Here is a 24,215-nt window from a genome sequence, read left to right on the forward strand (position 1 = left end):
CGGAAATCAGCCCATCCAGAGGGCCTGCAACGATTTCGTTCTTTCTCGATCCAAGCCCGCGCCGACCTGTCCCTACAACCTGCGTCGGTGTATTCGCGAGCCGGGCTGAACGGCTGCCTATCCATTTGACGCGAGGCTGCATACTATGGCCTGTCTCCGGCCGCCGTACCGCTACTCGAGCCGAAGGGCGGCGACGGGTAAACGAGCTCTCGAACCGTCAACATCACGAATCCCGCGTTCGTGGTGAGGTACCGTCGCCACATTCGGCCTGGTTCTTGCAGAAGGCGGAACGCCCATTCCATACCAATCCGCTGCCAATGGATGGGCGCACGCTTTGTAACGCCGGCCAAAACGTCGAATGACCCGCCTACTCCGTGCAGAATCGGCACATCAAGGACATCCTTGAATGAGCCCAGAAAAATTTCCTTCTTGGGAGAGCCCATTCCAAGGAACAGCATATCCGCGCCGGAATTGCGGATGTCCGCAGCAATTCTCGCGCCGTCACCGTCGGAAAAATAGCCGTCGTTGCGGCCTGCGATCTTCAGGCCGGGGAACCGCTCCTGCAAGCGCGCTTCGAGCAATTGGAGGACATCCGGCCGGGCGCCAAGCAAGTAGACGGAGCGCCCTTCGCGATGCGCGAGCCCGAGCAATTGTTCGAAAATGTCAATTCCAGCCACTCGTTCAGGGAGCCTACGCCGAAGGAGCTTGCTCGCCCATACGACGGACTGACCATCGGCGAGGAGCAGGTCGCACTCGAGGAGCGAGGCGCGCAACGCCGGGTCCTTGCGCAGCTTGACCACCTTGGCCGCGTTGAGCACACCGAGAAGAAGCGTGCTGCGTCTTGCGAGGGCGTCGCGACACCGCGCAACCACATCATCCATCCGCAACGGGTCGAGATAGAGGCCGAAGAGAAGCCGTCGACTGCTCTGCGGCTGCGGACGGGGTTGAAGGCGAGCCACAGGCGCGCAGTGTGCGGCGCGCAAATTTTCCACGACATTGCTTGCGAGCCAAGCGTAGAGGAGCCACCCGAGTTCATAGGGGCGGCACTCATAGTCGACCCGGGTCGGCGGAAAGAGCGTTTCGAGACCGGGCATCCGCAGGCCGGATTTCAGCGCGGTCGTAACCGCGCTGATTGAGCGATTCGCCTTGCGTGGTTCCCAGCGGCCGACCTTACGCCAAATCACGTTGTTCCGTTCGCAGACGAGATCGGCACCCACCTCGGGATGTGTGTCGAGCCATTCAAGCCCCTTGACGATCGCCCGCCGGTGATCCGCTCCACCCGCTTCCCAGAGGTCCAGGAGCGCCATCGGCGCCATCGCGTGCTGGTGGACGCTGTAGACGGGATAGCCCTCTACGGTCCCGCCGTGGCGCGTGTCGTAGTGCCACCACCATTGCCCCGCCGGCCCCTGACAGGCACAGATGTGCGCGGCGCACGCATCTGCCGCGGCCAAAGCCGCCGTGTCCCCCAGCGCAACCGAGAACCGAGCCAGCGCTTGGATCGGATAGACCTGATCGGCAAAGCAACCCACATGCGCCCGAAACCGGCCGCTGGCGCTTGCCGGCAGCATATGCGGGAAAAGTCCGCTCGCGGCCTGCGCCGCCTTGAGCCGGTTCGCCGCCAGCGCACTGAGCGCGTCCGTATCCGCGAGATGCCGCGCCGCAAGCGCCGCTGTCAGCACCCAGGCGCATTCCACGGTCGAGATCGGCCTGTTTGTCGCAAGCACCGAGCGCAGCCGCTCCAAGAGATCCGCCGCATGGACCGCCGCGACCTCCGCTGCGGCCCAGGCCGCGAGCGCGATAGCGCCAAGATCGTCGCTCTGCGCGGCCTGTTGCGCAGCGATCCGCGCGAGCGTAGCGGCCGTGGCACCGTCGAGGATCTGCCGCTGCCCATCTTCGCTGACCTGCGCCACACCGAGCGCGACTATGGCGGCATACCGGAGATTGTCGCCCTCCGGCCGCACCGTCCGTCCCAAAGGGCCGTCAATCGCGCGGACGGTCTGGGCGAAGCCGCCGCCGACCGACATCTGCGGCAAGCCTCGCTGGGCCAGCGCGATCAGGTCCTCGATCCGATCTCGTACATCCGGCACATCCACCGACCGCACCCGGTCGGAAAGGCGATGCACCGCCTGCGCGAGCATCGGCGCCGAGGGGATGTTTCGGTCGGGCACGGCAAACTTCGGATCATCCATGTGGCAGTCAGCCCTTTGCTTCGACACCAGACGCCGATGATGCCGCAATCCGCGCCGACACCGATTTGCAATTGCGACTTACCCCTATCGATCCGCCGCAAAACCAAACGGGAAAATGGTCAAAATCCGCCTCGCAGCCTAAAACGCTATGATGCACAGGAGGATACAATCTGACGCACAGCCACAAGGAATTTCAGCATTCCCTCCCCGCAGCGGCCTTTGCATCCCATGACGCGAGATCAAGGTCCGTCGGACCTATCGTATCCGCCTCCAGCTGGATGCTGCATGTTCCGGTAGCTGCGGCGTGAGGATCGGAGCGACGTGGATATGATCAGCCAAGCAGCCCCTCAGATCGCACGCCGCTTCCGCCAGGTCCGGAAAATCTGGCGGTCGGAAGGACAGCGCGGGATCAGCGACCGGGCAAGGACGGTTCTTGCTTCCTGGATCAAGCCTAAAGCCGAGATGTGGCCCGTCCGCCCTGAGGATGTCATTGCGGCGGACCTGACGCGCCCCCTTCACGCCTCGAGTGGGAGGGCGAAGCCCGGTGAGCCGATCGTCATCAATTGGGTGATGCTTCCCGCCGCCGCGGGATCAGGGGGACACACGACGATCTTTCGCATCATCGGACATCTGGAAAAGAACGGCTACGTCAACCGCGTCTATTTCTACGACCCCTATCGGGGCGACCATCAATATTATGAGGGGATCATACGCCATTACTATGGATTCGCTGGCCCAGTGGCCAATGTGGACGACACGATGGAGGACGCGCATGCGGTGGTGGCCACCAGCTGGCCGACCGCCTATCCGGTCTTCAATGCAGCCTGCATGGGTAAACGCTTTTACTTCGTTCAAGATTTCGAACCTCACTTCCACGCCGTCAGCGCCGCCAGTATCCTGGCCGAGAATACTTATCGCATGGGCTTCCATGCCATCACGGCGGGCCGGTGGCTGGCGGAAAAGCTCCATACGGAATTCGGGATGGCGGCCGACTATTTTGAATTCGGCTGCGACACGTCGCGCTATTGCCGTTTGCCCGATTCCAAGCGCAAGGGCATCGCTTATTATGCCCGAAGCGGCGCTCCCCGTCGCGGCTTCGAGCTTGGTATCATGGCTCTTGAAATCCTGGCCAAGCGACGCCCCGAAATCGAACTCCATCTATACGGCGACAAGATAGGGCATCTCCCGTTCGAGTTCATCGACCATGGTCTCGTCACGCCGGACCAGTTGAACACGGTATACAACCGGTGTTTCGCAGGTTTGAGCCTGTCCCTGACGAACGTTTCGTTGGTGCCTCACGAAATGCTTGCAGCCGGGTGTATTCCGGTCGTCAACGACGCCAATCACAACCGCATTGTCTTGGACAATCCCTTTGTCCGCTATGCGCCACCGACCCCTCATGCCCTCGCAATGGAGCTGGAAGCGCTCGTTACTGATCCAGGTTTCGAGTCGCTATCCGAGACGGCGGCAACGAGCGTACGCTCCGCGACATGGGATGCTGCCGGAGCGAGCGTCGATGCAGCTTTCAGGAAAGCTGTCCAGGCATAGCAAAAAGATATGAATGTCCGGGAAGGTCAACAACATGCCTGATCTGCTGAGCCGATTGTCCTTAGTTGGGACGGGGGGGCGAGTCCGCCCGGTTCAACAGATGAATCGTGTTCCGTCCGTAACCATCGTCATTCCCGTTTACAACTATGGCCGGTATCTGCGGCAATGCGTTGAGAGCGCAACCCGTCAACAGCCAGGTATCGACCTTGAGATCATTATCGTGGATGACAAGTCGACCGACGATAGTTTGGATATCGCCAACGCGATTGCGTGTGGGGATTCTCGCGTCAAGATCATTCGGCACCTCACCAACAAGGGCGCCATCACGACATACAATGACGGCCTGCAAGCCGCCACGGGCGAGTTCGTCGCATTGCTGTCGGCAGATGACCTCCTGACACCGGGTGCCCTGACAAGGGCCGCGACGCTTCTGGTCGCCGAGAGTTCGGTCGGGATGGTCTACGGCAACGCCATCAGATTCGGGTCCGAGCTACCCACTGCAAGAACGAGCGGGACTGAGTGGATTATCTGGTCGGGAGTGGATTGGCTTCGGGCGCGCTGCCGTTCGGGGTACAACGTAATCTCCTCTCCCGAGGTCGTGATGCGAACCTCGACTCTCCGCGCAATCGGCGGCTATCGATTGGACTTGCCGCATGCCGGCGATTTCGAGATGTGGCTTCGGGCCGCTGCTGTATCCGACATCGGCTTCCTGATCGGTGTTGATCAAGCTTACTATCGAGATCATGCCGTTAATATGAACAAGCAAGTCTTTAAGTCCGGTACGGCGCACGGCAAGCTCATTGATTTGAGGCAGCGGTGGCAATCGTTCGAAGCCGTTTTTTCTGGCGCAGGGCACGACCTGCCAGAAAGAGACCAGCTTTTCCAGACCGCACGCCGTACGGTGGCGCGTCATGCGTTGGATTACGCAAATTACGCTTACGCGCGCGGCTTTCGCGACTTTCCCGTTGATGAATATGAACGATTTGCTCATGAGGTCGATGCGGGCGTGCGAGACACCAAATCGGGGCGAGCGCTTGCTCGTCGAAAACGGCTTGGAATGACTTCGTTACCGCTGCATCCGTTATGGGCTCCTTCGGCTGCCGCCTTAAGGCTCTCGGAACTAGCGCGCCGCTGGCGTCGTCGGAAGGTGGGGGTTTAAGCGAAATGGGCACTGCGGCGCTTCGCCGGGTTTGAACACCGTGATTGTTGTCGCTGTCTCTTAGTTAGGCCACTGTGCGGAGACCGCGGCGCCATTGTGGGCGTTCGCACTCGACACATTCCCCAGAGCTTCGCACCCCGCCTTCGAAGCCTGTAGACCGGCCGTGTCTATTCGGCTTCAGACTACGCAGTCCGAGTGACGATCCCTACTAAGGTCGCTTGCGCCGCTTGATTTCTCGGTCGATGACCATGGCGATAGCCGCGCCGAGAATGGCGCCCGATGCTTTAACGATGCCATCGGGGAGACGCCCGTGCCGGCCTGGGACAATGTTTTGAGCGGCCTCAAGCAACCCCGCTATCCCGATCACCAGCAGGACGATGCGAAGGCGCTGTTTGGGATACCCGAGATAGAACGCTCCCCCAATCATTGCGAAGGCCGCGAGCCGCTCCAAGTCGGCGGGGGCATCGGTGACTGGTCGGAACTGGATCGGCAAAAGACTGAAGGCCGCGACGGCTAACACAAGCAGCCACGCAACCGACCGAAAAAACATTCTGATTGCCATGTCGAGGATCTCATCCGGTTGCGGCACGCTTGGCATGTTTCATAGCGCGCTATTCATCGCCGGAAACCGAACAAATGAGAGAAGCGCGCTGCAATGCCGGAGTTACGATGCCCGGCCAGCAACCCGCTGGAGCAACATGATGTAACGGTAGGTTTAAATTCGATTATACTCACGATCCATCAGTAAGTTTAGTCTAAAGACCATATTTGCCCCAGCAAATCATAATCAAAATGCCAAATGCCTGCCATCATATGGCCACTTTCCCACCTATCACGCTGCAAAACCTCTCTATTCCAGCCAAATTGGGCTGAAATGTCAAAAAACTGTCCAACAATCACAAGATTTAGCTTTGCAGTACAGTGTATTCGGCTTTGGCGCACCAAGGAATAGTTTTCTTGGCACGCTCATTGGTTGGTTGGGTCGACATCAAGTTCTAACTAAGGTTGCGCATCGGTTAGAAGTCGCTTTTGTTTGCTCAACATAAACTCAAATATCATTTAATAACCTACAACAAGGGGCGATTTAGTATGGTCAGTGCTACACCTACCGTTTCCGGCTTCCCCAATGCTTCGAATACGGGTGTTCCTGCTGGAGTTATTCTGACGCCGTCGGGCGGCATCACGGTCACGCAGGCCGGAACCGTCATCGAGGGTCTCAACATCAAGGGCCAGGTGAACATCCAGGCCGCGAACGTGACGCTGAAGAACTGCATCATCACGTCTTCCGGCTATGCTCCGGTCAACATCAAGTCGGGCCTCACCGGCGTGGTCGTGCAGGATTGCGAAATCAACGGCACGGGCAGCAACAACGACGGCTCCACCGGCATCGCCGGCCAGGGAACATTCCTGCGCAACAACATCTACAATGTCGAAAACGGCATCAACGTGCAGGGCAACGACACCCGGATCGAGGGCAATTACATCCACGATCTCAACGCGTCAGGCGCACCGCACTACGACGGCGTCCAGATCGATGGCGGCGTGTCCAACGTGACGGTCACCCACAACACGGTCATCAACAACCAGCCGGGTGTCTCCGCGGTGATGATCGACAACTACTGGGGCGCGGCCTCGAACATCAAGGTCGATGGCAATTACCTCGCCGGCGGTGGATTCCCGATCTACTCCGACGGCCACTTCAACAGCTCGTCCATCTCGGGCGTCTCCTTCACCAACAACTACGTGGTCAAGGGCGGTTGGGGATATTATTACATCCAGAACAGCAGCCCCACCCTCTCCGGAAACATCGAGAGCGCAGACGGCTCGTTCCCCGGTCACAATCCCGCCCCCAACCCGACGCCGGATCCGACCCCCGTTCCGGATCCGACTCCCATTCCGGATCCCAAGCCCGATCCCAAGCCGACCGACAAGGTCATCGTGGGGACTTCGGGCAACGATGTGCTGAAGGGAACCTCGGGCAATGACGTGCTCAAGGGCAAGGGTGGCAATGACATCCTCACCGGCGGCGCAGGCAAGGATGCCTTCGTGTTCGATACGAAGCTGAACGGCAGGACCAATGTCGACAAGATCACCGACTTCACTGTCAAGGATGACATGATCCATCTGTCGAAGAGCATCTTCTCGACCCTTTCCACGGGCACCTTGAGCAAGGATGCCTTCTGGATTGGCGCCAAGGCGCACGATGCCTCCGACCGGATCATCTACAACAACAAGACTGGTGTGTTGTACTACGATCCGGACGGCACGGGTAAAGCGCCGGCGGTAGAGTTCGCGAAGCTCGACAAGTACCTCAAGATGACGGCAGACCACTTCTTCGTGATCTGATCGACGCCCGACCAAGAGCGGCCCCGGCAATTAGCCGGGGCCGTTTCGTTATCGGCGGCACTCAAGCGCGCGGTCTGACTGTATCTGGAGTTGCTTAGCCGCTGGATCGCTTCGACGCCAAGGCTACTTTTCTGTCAGCATGGCGAGTTCGCGCAGTGGCAGGTTCTCACAGGTCGGCGTGGCGACGGCGGCGAGGACGGGGCGATCAGGTGCGCTCAACCCAAGATAGCGATTCAGCTTCCTCCAATAGTAGTGTCCCCGCGTCCGCATGGTCGGCTGCTCGGCATATGTTTGACCCTCGAAGAAGTAGAAGAGCAGGTTGCCTGCGGCCACCTGAGCGACCAGTGCTTGATGCCAACCCTGCGGCGCTACCGGCGCGACTAGGACGTAACAAGCGTCGGCATTGCCCGCCACCCAGGTCAGGTCATTGTCGGGGTTATCCTGACTCACTTGGAACCCCTGGTGCTCAAGAAGGGCTGCGATTTCACGCGGGACCGCGCTTTCTTTGGCCACTGCAATATCGGTGTTGCCTGGGAGCTTGAGCGCCAAGCTCACAGCCAGCACGATGCAGAAGGCTCCACTAAATACGAGCCGGAAGTTCACGTCGCATCCCGATAAGACAAACGCCAACGGTTACCGCGAGAATGATCCAGCTGGCCACTGTCGAGCCCACGGGGCCATGGATCAGCTCGAAATGTTCACGATACAGCCCGATCAGGCTTATGCGCGTAACGTTGATGGCGACAACCGCCGCGCACGCAACAAGCACCCACACGATATCCCGCAGGGAACTTGGCCGGCCTAAAACTTTGCCGAGCGTGACCCAGCACAGGATCGCCAGGGAAATATTGGCCAGAGAGGAACAGGCCGGCGCGATCCAGAGATAACCCTCCCCGTCGGCGAACTGAATCGCGTTACCGACGCGGGGTGTTCCCAGGACCCATCCGACCAGTGCCGCATCGCCCTGCAGAATCAGATCGCTGAGCATCGCGAAGAGAAGCCGCCCCCAAAACATTGGGATTGTCAGCGCGAGGAGTATCCATGCTCCTCGATGGAGAAAGGTTGGGTTTACAGATGTCCGAAGAATGTAGATTGCCAGAACCGACATAGCCAACCAACTCAGCGGCGCAATGGGCGTCAGAAAGGCGATCAGCGCACAAGTAGTAACGACTCGATCCAGATGAGAGATCGACTGCGCGGGCGAGCGGAGCAGGAATGCTACGGCGATCGCCAAGGCACCCCAGACGATGACGCTGATATCAAAAGTGCTCAGCAGCGCTGCCGTGGCTCCGTTCTCCGTCACGGAGGCGATGACGCGCTCGCTGATGCCGTTGGCGAACCCTACCACGACCAGCCCGGCGAACAGCTCGTTGCGTGAGACAGACGAGCCGGTGGCGCGCCGCAAATTTGGTGTCCCCCCCTCTGCAGCGTTCGGCGCGGGGAAGGCCCCCGCTCTTGGAGGCCCAGGGTATGGGGGCTGCCCGTCTAAAGGCATTGCTCAGGTCATTCCGCAGGACTGCGGTTGCGGTACCGGCGAACCAATGCATATCCGCCGGCGATGAGAAGGAAGGGCAATCCAGCCCCCGCGATCGGGCCAGGTGCTCCCTTGGATCCCCCGTGGCTCCACCCGCCGCCGTGGCCCCAGCCGCCGCCATGTCCCCAGCCGTCATGCCCCCAGCCTGAACCAGGACGGTACGCGCGATCTGACGACCCCGCTGTAGCGGCAGTCGCGACCGTTAAGGCGCAAAGTGCTACCACTGCAGGAAGGATTTTTTGCCAGGAAAGCATGAAGACCTCCTACTAAGCAGACCACATTATTCGCACCCTCATTGTCTGCCCTTTGCGTGTCGCTGCAAAGGACCCGAAATAAGTACTGCGCCTATTCTTCCGAGATATGCAGCGTTGGCGCCGGGGATATGGTAAAGTTATGGAGCGATGCTCTCACACGAAAGAGCAACGGTGCGGGGCGTCCGGATGTCGAAAACTCACTTCCCGAGACGTCCCCAGGCACTACCTTCAAATGATCTGCACGGAATGAAGAGGATATATGCGACATGATCGAAATCCTCGCGCTGCGGTTGCGTCAGCAACGTCGGCAATACAGCCATCCTTCACTCTTGGGTGACGCTTGCTTAGCCGGAAGTGCGAGGCTTTCAATCGCCGCGTGCTCATTCATCGCTTGGCCGGTTGATGCTGGGACGGTTGGATCCGCGAGGACTGAGGAGAGCGCTTCGCTGCCTGGGTGGGTCGTCGAACTCGTCGCCGGAACATCTTCGCAATCGCGTCCGATTCCTCCTGGCTTCCCCAATGCTTCGAATACGGGTGTTCCTGCTGGAGTTATTCTGACGCCGTCGGGCGGCATCACGGTCACGGAGGTCGGAACCATCGTCGAGGGTCTCAATATCAAGGGCCAGGTGAACATCCAGGCCGCGAACGTGACGCTGAAGAACAGCATCATCACGTCTTCCGGCTATGCTCCGGTCAACATCAAGTCGGGCCTCATCGGCGTGGTCGTGCAGGATTGCGAAATCAACGGCACGGGCAGCAACAACGACGGCTCGAGCGGCATCGCCGGCCAGGGAACATTCCTGCGCAACAACATCTACAATGTCGAAAACGGCATCAACGTGCAGGGCAACGACACCCGGATCGAGGGCAACTACATCCACGATCTCAACGCGTCAGGCGCACCGCACTACGATGGTATCCAGATCGACGGCGGCCAGTCCAACGTGACGGTCACCCACAACACGGTCATCAACAATCAGCCGGGTGTCTCCGCGGTGATGATCGACAACTACTGGGGCGCGGCCTCGAACATCAAGGTCGACGGCAATTACCTCGCCGGCGGTGGATTCCCGATCTACTCCGACGGCCACTTCAACAGCTCGCCCATCTCGGGCGTCTCCTTCACCAACAACTACGTGGTCAAGGGCGGCTGGGGATATTACTACGTCAAGAACAGCAACCCCACCATCTCCGGAAACATCGAGAGCGCAGACGGCAAGATGCCCTAGGCGCTTAATCCCGATATCTGCTGGTTGGATGGGTCCGGTTTTGCGAAGATTCGCGGACCCAACGGAGGCTTGATGTCGCCACGAAAATGCGGAAGAGTACGCTGTTCACCATCGGGAAAGCACATTGGCGCATCAGAAAAGTCGACGACCTCCGCAGGTCGTGTTCTAGCGGTGCGAGGGCTAATCCAGTTCCGACCGAGATGGTGACGCGACCAGTACAACTGTCCGAAGAGTCCTGGACACACGAGCGATGGTGGGATTGCTTCAGCAACTTAGACAGCACGCCTTTGTCAGACGGGCCAGCCAAAGACTTGGCGAACCATCCAGCCAGCGCGCAGAGCACGAAGGTAAAACAAGGCGATGATTCCGGCGGCCCTCTCCTTGGGTGTCCGCAGGCGATTGCTCAAGATTAACTTGCGCAGGTCAAGCATAGGTGACGCGAGCACTAAGCCTGCACGTACAGCCCAGCGAACGCGTGGAAAGGGCAGCCCCGCCTGCAACTCGAAGCTCTCACAGACCACCCGCCGCCACTTCTTCCTCAATTCATTCATATTTGCGCGAGTCGGATGGGTCACCAGTACGCTGGAATCATAAATCAAATAGAATTTCCGCTTCCGCGCGCGGTGGCACCAATCCACGTCCTCCGACACGCCGGGGCGGAAGTCCCCCACGTCCTGGAAAACATGGCGCCAGGTGAGCAGATTGGCCGAGACCGAGAAGCCCTTTTTTTCGACATAGTATTTCTGGTTAAATGCGAACACCGCTTCGAAGGATTGCGCGCCATTTCGCGGCGGTGGCGTCTCGTCAAAAAGCTCAACCGCGCCACCAACGATATCGGAAGTATCCAACGCGGCCCGTCCCGCCGCGACCCAGCCCGCCTGTGGCACGCAGTCTGCATCCGTGAAGAACAGCATCGGCGCGGATGTCTCGCGGACGCCACGATTCCGAGCAGCCGCCGCACCCGGTAGGGTTTCGATGAAGAATCTGACAGACGGAAATAATTCACGGAGTGGCGTGAGATCCTGGTCGGAATTGTTGTCAACCACAACGATGTCAGCCTTGCCAATCTCTGGATCAGCGACGAGCGCCGTCAGACACCGATGTAATCGATCACGGTCATTGTAGTGCGGGATGATCACCGCGATGTCGGCGGACCTTTTTTGGTTCACAGCCGTACCGCTTGGTTTGGCCTGCAAATGTGCAGAACCTCTAGCGGATTGAGCCGCAGCTCCGTTGCAGCGACATGGTCGACGTCAAAGGCGCTATAATGCTCGACAAGGAATCCGGCTGCCTCAAGTCGCGCTGTGTAATCGGCCTCCGTATAGATCCGAACATGGTCGCGCTGACCATAGAGGCGTATCTTTTCGTCCTCGGGTTCGGAACCGTCGCCCTCGATGCTCTCCTTGAGTTTAAGCGACAGTGGAACCTGCAGGATGGCTATGCCTCGGGGCGAGAGCACGCGACGGATCTCACGCATTGCCGATATGTCATCGACAATATGTTCGAGCACATGGTTGCACACAAAGACATCGATTGACCCGCTTTCCAGTGGGATATCTAGAAGGTCCATCCGACGAACCGAATTCAAATGGCGGTAGCGCTGCGGCTCAATATCCCCGGCAACGTAACGCGCTCCCGCCTTGCGCGCGATATATTTGGTCAGCCCCTTCTCAGGCGCGATATGCGTGACCGTGCGAGCCGAGCCCTCTCCGTTGAAGACGTGCCGTTCAAGATAGAATTTGACCAGGCGATCCCGATCGCTGGCGTGGCACACCGGGCAACAATCGTCGACCTTGTACATTCCCCCAACGACCTGGAGGCGCTCCAGCAGAGCGTAGCCGTAGCCTTGCGGGAGAAACCTGCGCACATGGGCTTCGCACACGTAGCATTTATGAGAAAATCCGAAATACAGAGCGCGGCGCGACAGCTCTATGATCGGATACGGAATGGACTTTGATACCACAGACTTCAACATCACATCATCCATCCTGGCTTGTCCTCAAGGCTTGTGGGGGGCCGTCCTTATGATTTCGGAGCGCGAGCCCAGACCGCTCGCTCAGCCCAAACTTCTTCCCAAGTCGCGGATCCGTTGCTCCGCCAGCTCGTCAGTCGATCGAAAAGCATACGCCCGAACACGCCAGCTTGAATGATCATCCGCGCCGTCAGCGCGGACAACGGTTTCCAATGCAGCTCTATCCAAAGAAGGCGGGCGGCCAGGATCATTGCGATGCGGGCTGGTCGACTCGGCGTAGAGGCCCCGCCATAATGCACAATGCAGGCTTCGGGAGTGAACAGGCGATCAAGACCTGCCGCACGCATCCGCCAACAGATATCGTCGTCCTCACAGAACATAAAGAACCGTTCATCAAACCCACCAAGTTTTCGCCACACATCGATGCGGACGAGAACAAAACAGAAGAATAGAATATCGACTGCCCGCTCCGTGTCCCGCTTCCATCTAGGATAAACCTCCGGGTTGAAGACGGGACTCCTGCTGAAGATCATTGATAGTCCGACGGCGCGATACAGGGTGCTTCGCAGCGTCACAAACGAGCTGACGGAGGTCGGATTCAACGATCCGTCACCGAACAAGGTGCGGCCACCCCACGCACCCGCTTCAGGCCGACGCTGCGCAAAAGACCAAAGCGCTTCGAGCGCTCCAGGCAATACGACGGTGTCAGGATTCAAAAAGAGAACATAGTCCCCCGTCGCCAGCTCGACACCGCGATTGTTCGCAGCGGCAAAGCCGATATTCCTCTCAAGCGGCACGACCTTAAGGATCGGGAACAGCGAGCTAAGTCTCTCAAAGGATCCGTCCTGTGAATCGTTATCCAGTATGATGATTTCAACGGTGAAGTTGATGAAATCTGCCGAAAGTATCGAGTTTACACATTCGATGGTCAGATCAACGGTCTTATAATTGATGATGACGATTGAGATTTTATTCATTTAGGAATCCCACCCTGCCAATCGAAACCTGATGGGTCGCGACCGGCCTGTTCGCTGTGAGCATTTTCTGAGCCACCGCCGGCATAATTTTGAGGTGACCTCCGCCGGAGCAGAACGATCAGTCGCTCGATCCGGCACACTGAACTCCGACGCCTCCGCGCTCGCAGCCCGCGTAATCGGCAACGACGAATGGTGGTGACGGGGTACGGCGAGCTTCAGATCGTCCATGGTTTCTGTGAGCTCTTGCCTCGGGATTGGCCAATGATGCCGCAAAGCGACCCGAGACCGATTTGCAATTGCGACTTACCCCTATCGAACGCCGGAAGTTGCCCATGGAAATGATCAAATCGCCTAGCCGCCTGATGACAATCCATACGTAACGAGTGCGTTCGCGCCGAGGTACGTTCCGTTCGCCACACCTGCTTACGCCAGGGAAGAAGGGCGGCCAGTATAACCAACAGATTCTATTGAGACGGAGCCCCCTCTGTGAACGCGGTCGCTCGTGGCCTCGATCGTTGGTTAATGGTGACTTTGACCACATCACCTGACAGAAGCGGCGTCGATTCCGATGCCACCGTTTCCTCTATCCTCCCCTGGACTCGTCTGACGACGGTAAAGGACAGACTTGGCTCCGCCGTATCTTCGTTTTGACGATCGTTCGCCATTGATGAGCCGCTGACGATCAGGACCTTTTTGAGAACGTCCTCCTTGATCTTCAGCCGATCAAGATTTGCCTGCGCCTCTTGTAAATCCGTTGAGATGTCCGTTTGCTGTTTATCGCGCAAGCTCAGCGAATTTCGCGTCGCTTCACTCAGATTCTGGCGAGCTCTCATCGCGGCGGTCACTTCATCGAGCCTGTTCGACTGCAGACTGGCAACGGCGCGCTCCAGCTCCGACCGCCGCGAAACCGTCGCTATGCCACGCTCGACCAGGGATTTCACACCCGCCAGTTCGTCTTCCACGAGCTTGATTCCTTTGTCGAGTGTCTCGGTCTTGGTTCCAAGAATCTCGATCTCCGAGGAAAACAGGCTTCGTAGTTCGGAGAGATTGTCCAGTTGTCGTTGCAGGCCGTTTTTGCGCGTCGAAAAAATAATCTGCTCCTGGGTCATAATTTCTGCCGAGACCTTATCGTCCGAGCTCCCCGTCAACTCGCGTGGAAAGTGTATTTCTTTCGCATCTGCGCTTTCGGCCTGCAGCCGCGCGATCCGACCGAGCGTCCGCAAGATATCGTTGTGAACTTCCTGCAACTCGCCGAGCATGCCGATTTCGCCCTTCGAGCCGCCCTCAGTGCTGGACCTGTATCTGCCACCGCTGAGCGCCAGCGCCTGAAGCACGGTCATACCCGGCTTGAACTGGTATCCTCCCGGCGTCGTCACGCTTCCCACCATGTAGATCGGCGGGTATTCAAGAATTTCCACCGTCGCATCGGGAGTATTGATCAGACCGGTCTTGGCCTTGAGTCGTTCGGCAATTTCAGTCGCGAGCTCGGCACTGTCCAACTCCGCAACATCCATCGACCCCACCAATGGCAGAGCAATGGTGCCCGCAGCAGAAACGACGTATTCGCCGCCGACCGGCTCCCACTTCTGATACTCTCCTTTTGAAGGAATCCATTGCACCACCGTGACGCGCAACTTCGTTTGCGGCGCAAGTGGATAGCGATCAGCATGTGCAAAGCCCGGAAGCGCGATGGCGAAAGCTACCCCCGCAAGCGTCAGCTTTGCATATTTCCACGCAACTTTATCTGAAGTCCACATCGTTACGGTCATCCGCCCAAATCAAACGGCCAATCAGCTTGTCGGCCGAACAATGCTGGCCCAGATGATGGACCATCCGCAAAGGAGCGACAACCTCATACCTTCGGGTTAATACTTCTGGAGCTCCCGGGTATAAGATTGTGCTCTATAACCACACGGAGATTTCCGGATATAAGAGCATAGGGTTCTCTTCAAAAGTGGACTGAGCAATGCGTGCCGCTGCATCCTTGTCGAAAATGCATTCGATGATGCCTTTCCTCATGGCGGATTGGTGATGTCTATCGAGAAACGGATAGGCATTTCGATCTGATACAGACGGGTAATTCTGAGTTCAGCGAGCTTGTAATGGGTAATATCGACCTCCGGTTCTACCGTTCGATTTTTCTTCGGCGCTTTCCCTATTTCATCGTGATCGCCCTTTTGGTTTCTGCGATCGGATTCGGAATCGCCTATGTCTTGCCGCCCGTCTACCGCGCGGACGCGAGGATCCTCGTGGAATCTCCACAAATCTCGGCGGATCTGGTCCGTTCAACAGTGCCTGCCGAGATGATCAAGCAGATCCAGGTCATCGAACTGCAGATGATGACGCGTACCAATCTGCTAGCACTCGCGGACCGGCTTGGCCTGTATCGTGAGCGGCCCAATCTCTCTGCCAATGACATCGTCGACGATATGCGCTCCAGAACCACGATCGATCCCGTTCGGTTTGAGACACCGCGTGGGGCAGATGGCGCTACCGCATTCTCCGTGTCCTTCAAGGCGCAAGATCCTGTCGTTTCGGCCAATGTCGTCAACGAGTTCGTCAAATTGATCTTGCAGAGAAATGTTCGCCTCCGCACAGATCAGGCCAGCGACACGTTGTCATTTCTTCAGCAGGAGACGGAGAAACTGAGCGGTAAGCTCAACGAACTGGAAGGCAAGATCCTCGCATTCAAAAATGAGAACAAGGATGCGTTGCCCGAGAACTTAGCGTTTCGCCGCACTCAGCAGATCAATTTGCAGGAGCGGCTTTTGCAACTTGAACGTGAGGAGGCCTCTCTTCGAGATGGACGCTCCAGGCTCGTGCAGATTTTCGCGAGCACTGGCCGCGTTTCGGGCACAACCTCGTTGACTCCCGCCGAGCAGGCGTTGGAGCAATTTCGCAGGATCCTCACCGAGCAGCGGGCTGTATTCTCCGATAGAAGTCCGAGCATCTTAGCTCTGCAGTCGCAAATCGCCGCGCTTGAGAAAGAGATCCAGTCTGAACCGAGTGGAGCCGACGCCTCGATAGGCAAAAGAAGGCCCCTGGAGATGGATATGCAGCTGATGGAAATGGACCGGCGACTAACGCTCATAGCCCAGGAGAAGACCGCACTTAAGCAAGATCTCGCGGAGTTAAACCAATCGATATCCGCAACACCCAGCAATGAAATGGGGTTGAACGCGCTAGAACGACAGCGGCAGAACATTCAGGCGCAATACAACATGGCGAGTGCTCGGCTGGCGGACGCGTCCACCGGGCAGCAGATCGAACTACGCTCAAAGGGAGAACGGTTGTCGGTCCTGGAGTTGGCGACACCGCCTCAGCGCGCCATCGGACCCAACCGCCTCGGGATCGCGTTCGGAAGCTCGGTCGCGGGGGTAGCGCTCGGACTCGGATTTATCGTGTTGTTGGAATTATTCAATAAAACCATTCGACGCCCGATTGAACTCGTCGAAATGCTGGATATTCAACCCTTGGCGACAATTCCTTACATCCGAACCAGAGGCGAGACGCATTCGAAAGGACTAGTTTTCCTTCCAGCGACGCTCCGCCGCACATTGAGAATTTAGGCGCAAACCATGGAACGCCCGCAAGCCGCAGTCGAGAAGTCCGAACGGGAGAAGGCTTTGTTCGTCTTTCCGGAAGTCGCCATGTCGTCTTCACCACGAGCATCAGGGGATGAAATGTGGACGAGGCTGCCGCAGGTCAACCTGGACAAAAAGCGCGTAGCCCAGAAGAGAATTGTGACTCTCGACAGGTCGGACAACGCCAATTTCACATTCGATATTCTGCGAACGAAGATCCTAAAGACGTTGCGCCAGAACAACTGGACCTCGGTCGCCATCACATCCCCGACGCAAGGCTGCGGCAAAACCCTCGTCGGCCTAAACCTCGCTTTCAGCTTCGCCAACCTCAAGGACTGTCGCACGGTTCTCGTCGACCTGGATCTTCGGCGACCTCAAGTGGGCGGCACCCTGGGAGTCGAGAAGATCTATTCAATGGAACGATTCCTGAAGGGAGCAAGCTCTATCGAGGAGACCTTCGTTCGCTATGGAGACAATCTCGCCATCGGAGCCAACGGCCAACCTGTCTCCTACGCTGCGGAACTGCTGCAAAGCCCCGATACGGCGCGGATCCTCTCAAGCCTGAAAGACCGCCTGAAGCCGGACATCTTGCTTTTCGATTTGCCCCCGATGCAGGTGAACGATGACGTGTTGGCGCTTCTTCCCAATGTCGATTGCGCGATTTTGGTGGTGGCTGCCGAAGCAAGCACTCTTGGCGAAGTGGATATCTGCGAGCGGAGTCTCTCTGCTGAGTCCAATTTTCTCGGGGTCGTCTTGAATAAATGTCATTTTGGGCCGGACGAGCACGGCTACTAACGATGGATGCGGGATACCGCGCTTGTCCAGATCTGCCATGGAAGCGCGCCCTGTCGAGGAGAGAGGATCCTGCAACCCCCATACTCCACCGTTCCGGCCGCGCTGTCATTCAGTCGACCGCGACAGATCGCGCCGACTGGTTATGACAAGTCCACGATCGTTCGAGGCAGAGTGTTCATGACATCGATGCCAGCCTCTGTAATCAGTAACTGATCTTCGATCATCAGAGCGCCGACGCCCTTGGCATAGAATGGCGTTTCAAATGCCAGCACCATGCCCGGCTCGATGACTTCTGTGTTCCCGGCCGAAATGAATGGCCATTCTTCGCTGCCAACGCTTGCACCCACGCCGTGTCCGAAATGGCCACGATGATACTCGGCGTAACCTGCTACACGCATCTCTTTGAGCGTAGCGGCATGAACCGCCCCGAATGTCGCGCCGGGCCGGATCGCGGCAAGGCCCGCCTCAAAGGCGTGAGCGAGCGCGTGGAAGATGTCGCCTGCGACCAGCGAGGGCTTTCCGAACGAATATGTACGGGCGCCATCTGACGAGTACCCGTTTATCAGACATCCCACGTCGGCCTTGATGATCATGCCATCCTCCACGATTCCCGCCGTGCTCCACGGATCCGTGCCGATTGCAATGAAGTCCCAAAGCCCTGTCAGGTCGCGAATGTCCGACGCATCAGCGGTCTCCTTCACGCCGGAGCGCCATGCTTCCGAGAGATCCCTTACTGAGGCCCCGATTCTCACTTCGGCGATCATCTGCTTCAGCCCGGCTTCGGCGAGCATGGAGGCCTGCCGCAAGTATGCGATCTCCGATGGTGACTTGATGGCACGAAGCCGGCGGACGACGTCGGAACCATCGGCCCATTCGATGTTGGGGAGTTTCGATTTCAGGATCTGAAAATCCGCCGCGGGAAGAAATTCCAGATCCGCGCCAATGCGCACGAATTCAAGGCCTTTCTCACGTAAGGCCGACTGTAGCAGATCGAGGACGCGGGCGACGTCGAAACGTTCAGGCCGAGGATAGATGAGCCCCTGCTCGCGATAGGCCGCCGTGACTCGTTCCGGCGTCAAAGCACCTGCCCCGAGCGATGAGAGGTCAACCATATCAACCCAGATACGATGCTCCCGCACATCGACATCCGGTGCGAACCGCCGCAGAGCAGGTGCGGAAAGGTCGGAAACAATCGCAACCATGGCTTCCGATGGATCGAACGACACCAGTGCGATTGCGCCGCCTGCCTTCCGCCACATCGTGGCGACGCCGCCTGAGGCTCCTATCGCATAGCTGAAGTTCTCCGGCTGGAAAAGAACGAGAGCATCGAGTCCCGCCTTCTGCATCAAGGAGCGCGCGTGTTCGCGGTTCAGGCCGGACATGAAGAGGTCCCCAGTCAGTATGAAGAGAGGCGAGATGATCTCGCCTCAGGCATAATGAGAGAGCCGGGTTCGGTCGAGCACCTCCTGAATCGCACCGTCTGCCATACGCACTGCGCGCGAGCACATGTGAGCGATCACATCGGGATCATGGCTAACCAGAATAAGGGTCATGCCGTGGGTGACCTTGAGATCGCTCAACAGATTCAGAATCTCAGCTTGCACCGAAACATCGAGCGCGGAGGTCGGCTCGTCCAACAGCAAAAGCTTCGGTCGCAGGAGAAGAGCGCGCGCGATGGCGACACGTTGGCGCTGACCACCCGATAATTCATGCGGATAGCGCCTCGCCATCGTCGGATCGAGACCGACTTGGCTCAAGACTTCTGCGACCCGCTCTTTCACCTGGCTCTCGCCGTTGACCTGCAACGGCTCCCCCAATGCCCGGCTAATGCGGTGACGCGGATGGAGCGACGCATACGGATCCTGGAAAACCATTTGGATATCGCGGCGCAATTGCCCCGTCATCCGCGCCCTTGGAACCAGTTCCGTCCCATGGACCGCGACCCGCCCTGTCCAATCGCGCTGCAGGCCCGCGATGACACGCAGGACCGTGGACTTGCCGCAGCCGGACGGACCGACGAGGCCGAAGCTTTCTCCCTGAAAAACCGAGAAAGTGGTGTCACGCACAGCGGCGACGGAGGCTCCGCTGCGATCGAAGGACACTGCGAGGCGCCGCACCTCAACGGCTGCGATCGGCGACTTCATGGCATTGTCCCCAAATCGCGGCGCAACACTGGCAGGCGCGTGCCGTACGTCGCTGCTGACGGGCGTGCAGCCCAAAGAGTTCGCGTATAGGGGTGGTCGGAATGGGAGAGCTCATGGCCGCGACGTTCATCCACAATTTTGCCGCGATAGAGCACGAGCACCCGGTCGGCGAAGCGGGTGACTTGCTGGAGATCATGACTGATCAGGAGAAGGCCAGCGCCCTGTTCTGCCGTCAGGCGCCCCATCAGATCGAGAATCTGATCACGCAGGTCACGGTCGAGCGCCGATGTCGGCTCGTCTGCAATCAGGAGCTTCGGCCGGTTGATCATCATGGCGGCGATCATAACCCGCTGACCCATGCCACCCGACAGTTCCCCAGGAAAACTCTCATAGATCCGGAGCGGACTGGGCAGGCCGACAGCAGACAGCATGTCGAGTGCGCGCTCCCGACGCTCTTTTCTGGTGAGGCGGGTGTGGAGACGGAGCGCCTCTTCGACTTGCCAGCCGATGCGGCGCGACGGATTGAGGGAGAAGCGAGGATCCTGAAGAACGAACCCCATTCCGCTTCCACGCAGCGCATTCCATCCCGCATGATCCAGGGAGAGGAGATCCGCCGGGCCGAAGCGTAGGTTCTTGGCCGCAACTTTCGCCGAAGGAGGAAGCAGGCCCATGACGGCGCGAGCCGCAGTGGATTTACCACTGCCGGATTCCCCGACTAGAGCCACACGCTCCGCCCCAACGACGAAAGAAATATCATCAAGCGCAGGCACCGAAGCAAAACCGCTTTCGTCACGAAAGCGCACATTCAAATCGCGAACTTCGAGGAACGGCTCAGTCATGACGGGGGTCCAGACGATCACGCAGGCCATCGGCCAGCAGATTGAACCCGAGACTTGTCAGCAGGATCGCCAGACCCGGGATCGCCGCGACCCACCATTGATCGAAGATCACTTGCGTTCCCTCCGCGACCATCGCTCCCCATTCCGCGGTCGGAGGTTTCACGCCCAGACCAAGAAACCCTAGCCCTGCGGCAGCCAGGATCATGCCGCCGAGATCGAGCGCGAGGCGGACGATCGCCGATGGCATCACCATGGGCAGGATATGGCCGAACAGGAGGCGCGGTCCGCGAATACCACCCATTTCAGCAGCAGCGAGATAGTCACTGCGGCGAATGGTGCCCGTCTCCGCGCGTGCCTGACGCGCATAAGCCGGCCAACTCGTGAGCGCCAGCGCGAGTGCGCCATTGATGAGACCCGGCCCCAGCACAGCTACAAATGCGAAGGCGAGGACAAGGCGCGGGAAAGACAACACGATGTCGGTCACCGCCATTAGCGCACGCTCAACGAAGCCGCCCCAATAACCAGCGGCTATGCCTATCGTCACGCCGAGCGGGGCCATGACGAGCGCAATGAGCCCCACGAGAAAGAGCGTCGTACGAGCGCCGTAGATGATCCGGGAAAGACTGTCGCGGCCAAATCCGTCAGTCCCCAGCCAATGAGCAGCAGAAGGGGCAGCAAGGCGGACCTGCATCTGTTGCGCATTGGGATCATAAGGGGCGACCAGCGGAGCAAGGAGCGCTGCGAAAACAACAAGCCCAACGATGACGCCGCCAACCTGCATCAGAGATGGATAGCGAAACGCGAATTTCGGCCCGCATGAAGTAACCGGCTGGACAGCATTGCTCATGGCTTGATCCTCGGGTCGAGGCGCGCGACCAGCAGGTCCGTAATCGAATTGATGGTGATGAAGCACAACCCAATAACGAGCGTGCCACCCAGGATGGCGGGAACGTCGCCAGCGAACATCGCCGTGGTGAGATAGCGGCCCAGCCCCGGCCATGCAAAGACGGTTTCCGTCAGCACGGCCCCTTCGAGCAAACTCACATATGCAAGCGCTATCACCGTGAGGATCGTACCCGCTACATTGGGCAGGACATGCGAGAAGACCACGCGCCAGTCGCTGGCCCCCTTGGCGCGAGCCGCGACAGTGTATTCCTGACCGACCTCATTGAGGATGGCGGTGCGCGTCAACCGCGCGATACCGGCAAGGGCGTGAAAGGCGAGCAGTGTGACCGGCAGGGCGAGATGATGAAGCGCATCCAAAAACGCGCCGTCCTGCCCCGATAGCCATGTATCGATGAGGACGAAGCCTGTTAACGGTGCGACCGTGTACTGAAAGGCAATGTCGAGGCGTCCAGGTCCTGGCGCCCAATGCAGCGCCGCATAGAACAGGAGTAGCATGAGAAGGCCTAGCCAGAAGATCGGCACCGAGTATCCGAACAGCGATATGAAACGAGCGATGCCATCAATCCAGCTGCCTGGGCGCAGGCCTGAAGCGACGCCGAGGCTAACACCCACAACGGCTCCAAGGAGAATGGCGAGAGTCGCAAGCTCAACGGTCGCGGGGACCGTTCGTGCAAGATCGCTACGCACCGGTTGTCCGGTTGAAGAAGAGCGCCCCAGGTCCCCCTGTGCGACCCGGCTGACATAAACCAGGAACTGTTCGGGAAGAGAGCGATCCAGCCCCAACTCCCGGCGCGCCTGTTCATAACTCGAGCGGCTGGCATGATCGCCGACGACTGCAAGGACTGGATCCACGGGCGACAGACGCGTGAGGGTGAATGTCACGAGCAAAAGGGCAAAAATTGTCAGCGCCAGGAATCCGAACCAGCGCAAGAAACGAGCGACAAAATGCATCCCCCGCCGCGGTAGGCGGCGGGGGGCAGCGGCATCGAGACGATCAGAAATGGTGGCAGACGACAATTATTTCTGAACCTCTTCGTAATAGACCTGATCGGCATTGAGGCCTTGGAAATAGCCCTTCACATTATCACGAAGCACGACAGGGTCACGCCCCTGGAACGTGAAGATGAAGGGCGAGTTGGTCTGAACCTCGCGCTGCAGTTCTTGATAGATCTGAATGCGCTTCGCCGGATCTTGCTCACGCACGGCTGCCTGCGTCTTGTCGCTCAGCTGGGGAATGACCCAGCCCGCCTGCCAAGCAGCATTCTTCGGTCCGTCGCCGCCACGATTGAGCGTGAATGCGCTCGCATTGGAATTCGGATCGAAATAGTCCGGAATCCAGTAGCGCCAGGTCGCTTCATCCTGACGCGCACGGCCCTTCGCATAGACCTCGCTCGCAACACCCGGCTGAATGTCGAGGGTAATGCCTGCCTTGCCGAAAGTTTCCTGCAAGGACTGGGCGATTTGCGTGAACGGCGCGGTGTTGAACACCGTGAACTTGATGGTGAGCCCCTTGTCCAGGCCAGCCTTGGCGAGAATAGCTTTCGCCTTCTCGATGTCGAGCTTGTAGGGGTTGTCGGTCAGCGCGCCCGGAAAACCTTCCGGTAGGAAGGATTGATGCACCTGTACGGATCCTTTCAGCAGATCCTTAGCGATGCCCTCATAATCGATGAGCCAGCGCGCGGCTTCCCACAGAGCGGGATTGGCGAGCGCCGGGTTTGCCGAGTTTGTCGTGTTGAACCGCAGATAATCCGTGCGCGCAGAGGCGATTTCCTCGACTTTGAGACCGGGCTTGCCCTTGAGCGCGCTCACTTGATCTGAACCGAGACCACGCGCGATATCCGCATCCCCCTGCTCGACCAGCAGGCGGCGTGCGGCCTGATCGGGAATGTTGCGAAACACGATCTGGTTGAGCTTCGGTGCGCCCAGCGGAGCCTTTGGGTTGGCCGCGAAGACCAGCGCTTCATGCGGCTGATAGACCGCAATCGAAAAGGTACCCGAGCCGGCGGAATGAGTCTTGAGCCATTCGTTTCCGAAATCGCCATTCTTGGCGTTGGTTGTAGCAACCTTCTCGTCGACGATGGAGGCGATCGGCGCTGTCAGAATGGCAAGTGCAAAGCCGGGGCCGACATCGGCCGGCCAAGTGAGCTTCACATGGCTCTCATCGACCTTTATCAGCAATCCATCCACGTTGGCGGAGGTCCAGCCGAGTTCGTTCAGGATGAACGCCGGTGATTTGTTGAGTTTCACCGCACGCGACAATGAGAAAATCACGTCCTCGGGACGGACCGGGTTGCCTGACGCAAAGGACGCTCCTGCGCGCAGCTTGAAAGTGAGACTCTTGCCGTCCGGAGCCGCGGCCCAGGACTCGGCCAGAGTCGGTTCGATCTTGTTCGGATCAGCCTTCGAGGGTCGCACAAGGCGCTGGTAGAGGTTGTTAAAGGACTGCACCGTCGTGAGTTCAAACCCCTCAGCCGGATCGAAGCTGACCGCATCGTCGATCGAGGTCGCGACCACGAGAGTATTGGGCGGCGTTGCGGCATCGACCGGACCGGACAGGGCGAATGCGGTCAGGAGGGTGGCCCCCAAGGCGGCGCTGCGCAGGCGATGATTAGACATCTGTTGTTTCTCCGAATGAGAACCCGAAACCCGTTACCAGGCATAAGGGCTCTCTTGGGCAAGGGCATAATGCGGCCTCACGCTACATTTTCCCATTAAATTTGCAAATTATTTTAATTTACA

Annotated in this window: 20 protein-coding genes; 6 read left to right on the forward strand and 14 right to left on the reverse strand. The window is 58.6% G+C overall.

Going from position 1 to position 24,215, the window contains the following annotated elements:
- Positions 1-143 precede the first annotated feature (143 nt).
- Complete coding sequence (locus I2H38_RS20960) at positions 144-2,189, reverse strand: WecB/TagA/CpsF family glycosyltransferase (protein ID WP_229426657.1); 2,046 nt, start codon at positions 2,187-2,189, stop codon at positions 144-146.
- Positions 2,190-2,516: 327 nt separating this feature from the next.
- Here I2H38_RS20960 and I2H38_RS11020 point away from each other — a divergent pair, with 327 nt between their 5' ends.
- Together I2H38_RS11020 and I2H38_RS11025 are read left to right on the forward strand one after the other, a co-directional pair.
- Positions 2,517-3,737, forward strand: coding sequence for a rhamnosyltransferase WsaF family glycosyltransferase (locus tag I2H38_RS11020; protein WP_196271955.1), 1,221 nt, complete (start codon positions 2,517-2,519; stop codon positions 3,735-3,737).
- 100 nt (positions 3,738-3,837) lie between these two features.
- Complete coding sequence (locus I2H38_RS11025; protein ID WP_196271891.1) at positions 3,838-4,896, forward strand: glycosyltransferase; 1,059 nt, start codon at positions 3,838-3,840, stop codon at positions 4,894-4,896.
- A gap of 208 nt (positions 4,897-5,104) precedes the next feature.
- On the opposite strand, the gene I2H38_RS11030 is transcribed toward I2H38_RS11025, so the two are convergent.
- The gene (locus I2H38_RS11030) at positions 5,105-5,458 is read right to left on the reverse strand and encodes a VanZ family protein (RefSeq protein WP_196271892.1); all 354 of its coding nucleotides are present in this window, start codon (positions 5,456-5,458) and stop codon (positions 5,105-5,107) included.
- 527 nt (positions 5,459-5,985) lie between these two features.
- Between I2H38_RS11030 and I2H38_RS11035 the strand changes: the two genes are divergently transcribed.
- On the forward strand, positions 5,986-7,242 hold the full coding sequence (locus I2H38_RS11035) for a right-handed parallel beta-helix repeat-containing protein (protein ID WP_196271893.1): 1,257 nt from the start codon (positions 5,986-5,988) through the stop codon (positions 7,240-7,242).
- A 123-nt stretch (positions 7,243-7,365) separates the two neighbouring features.
- Here the strand turns inward: I2H38_RS11035 and I2H38_RS11040 are convergent, their stop codons facing one another.
- Positions 7,366-7,845: a hypothetical protein gene (locus I2H38_RS11040; RefSeq protein WP_196271894.1), complete on the reverse strand. Its 480-nt coding sequence runs from the start codon at positions 7,843-7,845 to the stop codon at positions 7,366-7,368.
- The gene (locus tag I2H38_RS11045) at positions 7,823-8,647 is read right to left on the reverse strand and encodes a hypothetical protein (RefSeq protein ID WP_196271895.1); all 825 of its coding nucleotides are present in this window, start codon (positions 8,645-8,647) and stop codon (positions 7,823-7,825) included. The genes I2H38_RS11040 and I2H38_RS11045 overlap by 23 nt, the downstream gene beginning before the upstream one ends.
- A 649-nt stretch (positions 8,648-9,296) precedes the next feature.
- On the opposite strand from I2H38_RS11045, the gene I2H38_RS11050 reads away from it, so the two are divergent.
- Positions 9,297-10,259: a right-handed parallel beta-helix repeat-containing protein gene (locus I2H38_RS11050; protein WP_196271896.1), complete on the forward strand. Its 963-nt coding sequence runs from the start codon at positions 9,297-9,299 to the stop codon at positions 10,257-10,259.
- 290 nt (positions 10,260-10,549) lie between these two features.
- Here I2H38_RS11050 and I2H38_RS11055 read toward each other — a convergent pair whose 3' ends face one another.
- The 4 genes from I2H38_RS11055 to I2H38_RS11070 all read right to left on the reverse strand — a co-directional run bounded on the left by I2H38_RS11055 (position 10,550) and on the right by I2H38_RS11070 (position 14,977).
- Positions 10,550-11,455 carry a glycosyltransferase family 2 protein gene (locus tag I2H38_RS11055; protein WP_210324765.1) on the reverse strand — a complete coding sequence of 302 codons (906 nt, stop codon included), beginning with the start codon at positions 11,453-11,455 and terminating at the stop codon, positions 10,550-10,552.
- Complete coding sequence (locus I2H38_RS11060; protein ID WP_196271897.1) at positions 11,425-12,246, reverse strand: class I SAM-dependent methyltransferase; 822 nt, start codon at positions 12,244-12,246, stop codon at positions 11,425-11,427. The genes I2H38_RS11055 and I2H38_RS11060 overlap by 31 nt, the downstream gene beginning before the upstream one ends.
- Positions 12,247-12,281: 35 nt before the next feature.
- On the reverse strand, positions 12,282-13,208 hold the full coding sequence (locus I2H38_RS11065) for a glycosyltransferase family 2 protein (protein ID WP_196271898.1): 927 nt from the start codon (positions 13,206-13,208) through the stop codon (positions 12,282-12,284).
- A gap of 464 nt (positions 13,209-13,672) precedes the next feature.
- Complete coding sequence (locus I2H38_RS11070; RefSeq protein WP_196271899.1) at positions 13,673-14,977, reverse strand: polysaccharide biosynthesis/export family protein; 1,305 nt, start codon at positions 14,975-14,977, stop codon at positions 13,673-13,675.
- Between the two features lie 333 nt (positions 14,978-15,310).
- Here I2H38_RS11070 and I2H38_RS11075 point away from each other — a divergent pair, with 333 nt between their 5' ends.
- Positions 15,311-16,777, forward strand: coding sequence for a GumC family protein (locus tag I2H38_RS11075; RefSeq protein ID WP_196271900.1), 1,467 nt, complete (start codon positions 15,311-15,313; stop codon positions 16,775-16,777).
- 9 nt (positions 16,778-16,786) lie between these two features.
- Complete coding sequence (locus I2H38_RS11080; protein WP_196271901.1) at positions 16,787-17,587, forward strand: CpsD/CapB family tyrosine-protein kinase; 801 nt, start codon at positions 16,787-16,789, stop codon at positions 17,585-17,587.
- Positions 17,588-17,727: 140 nt separating this feature from the next.
- Here I2H38_RS11080 and I2H38_RS11085 read toward each other — a convergent pair whose 3' ends face one another.
- The 6 genes from I2H38_RS11085 to I2H38_RS11110 all read right to left on the reverse strand — a co-directional run bounded on the left by I2H38_RS11085 (position 17,728) and on the right by I2H38_RS11110 (position 24,092).
- Positions 17,728-18,969 (reverse strand): M24 family metallopeptidase, encoded by a 1,242-nt coding sequence (locus I2H38_RS11085; RefSeq protein ID WP_196271902.1) that lies wholly within the window; start codon positions 18,967-18,969, stop codon positions 17,728-17,730.
- A 45-nt stretch (positions 18,970-19,014) separates the two neighbouring features.
- Complete coding sequence (locus I2H38_RS11090) at positions 19,015-19,731, reverse strand: ABC transporter ATP-binding protein (RefSeq protein WP_210324766.1); 717 nt, start codon at positions 19,729-19,731, stop codon at positions 19,015-19,017.
- A complete protein-coding gene (locus I2H38_RS11095; RefSeq protein WP_196271903.1) occupies positions 19,728-20,570 on the reverse strand; it encodes an ABC transporter ATP-binding protein in 843 nt (280 codons plus the stop codon). The genes I2H38_RS11090 and I2H38_RS11095 overlap by 4 nt, the downstream gene beginning before the upstream one ends.
- A complete protein-coding gene (locus I2H38_RS11100) occupies positions 20,563-21,417 on the reverse strand; it encodes an ABC transporter permease (RefSeq protein ID WP_196271904.1) in 855 nt (284 codons plus the stop codon). The genes I2H38_RS11095 and I2H38_RS11100 overlap by 8 nt, the downstream gene beginning before the upstream one ends.
- Positions 21,414-22,427: an ABC transporter permease gene (locus I2H38_RS11105; protein WP_196271905.1), complete on the reverse strand. Its 1,014-nt coding sequence runs from the start codon at positions 22,425-22,427 to the stop codon at positions 21,414-21,416. The genes I2H38_RS11100 and I2H38_RS11105 overlap by 4 nt, the downstream gene beginning before the upstream one ends.
- Before the next feature lie 66 nt (positions 22,428-22,493).
- The gene (locus tag I2H38_RS11110; protein WP_196271906.1) at positions 22,494-24,092 is read right to left on the reverse strand and encodes an ABC transporter substrate-binding protein; all 1,599 of its coding nucleotides are present in this window, start codon (positions 24,090-24,092) and stop codon (positions 22,494-22,496) included.
- Positions 24,093-24,215 lie beyond the last annotated feature (123 nt).

The sequence above is a fragment of the Microvirga alba genome (assembly GCF_015694465.1).
Taxonomy (GTDB): Bacteria; Pseudomonadota; Alphaproteobacteria; order Rhizobiales; family Beijerinckiaceae; genus Microvirga; species Microvirga alba.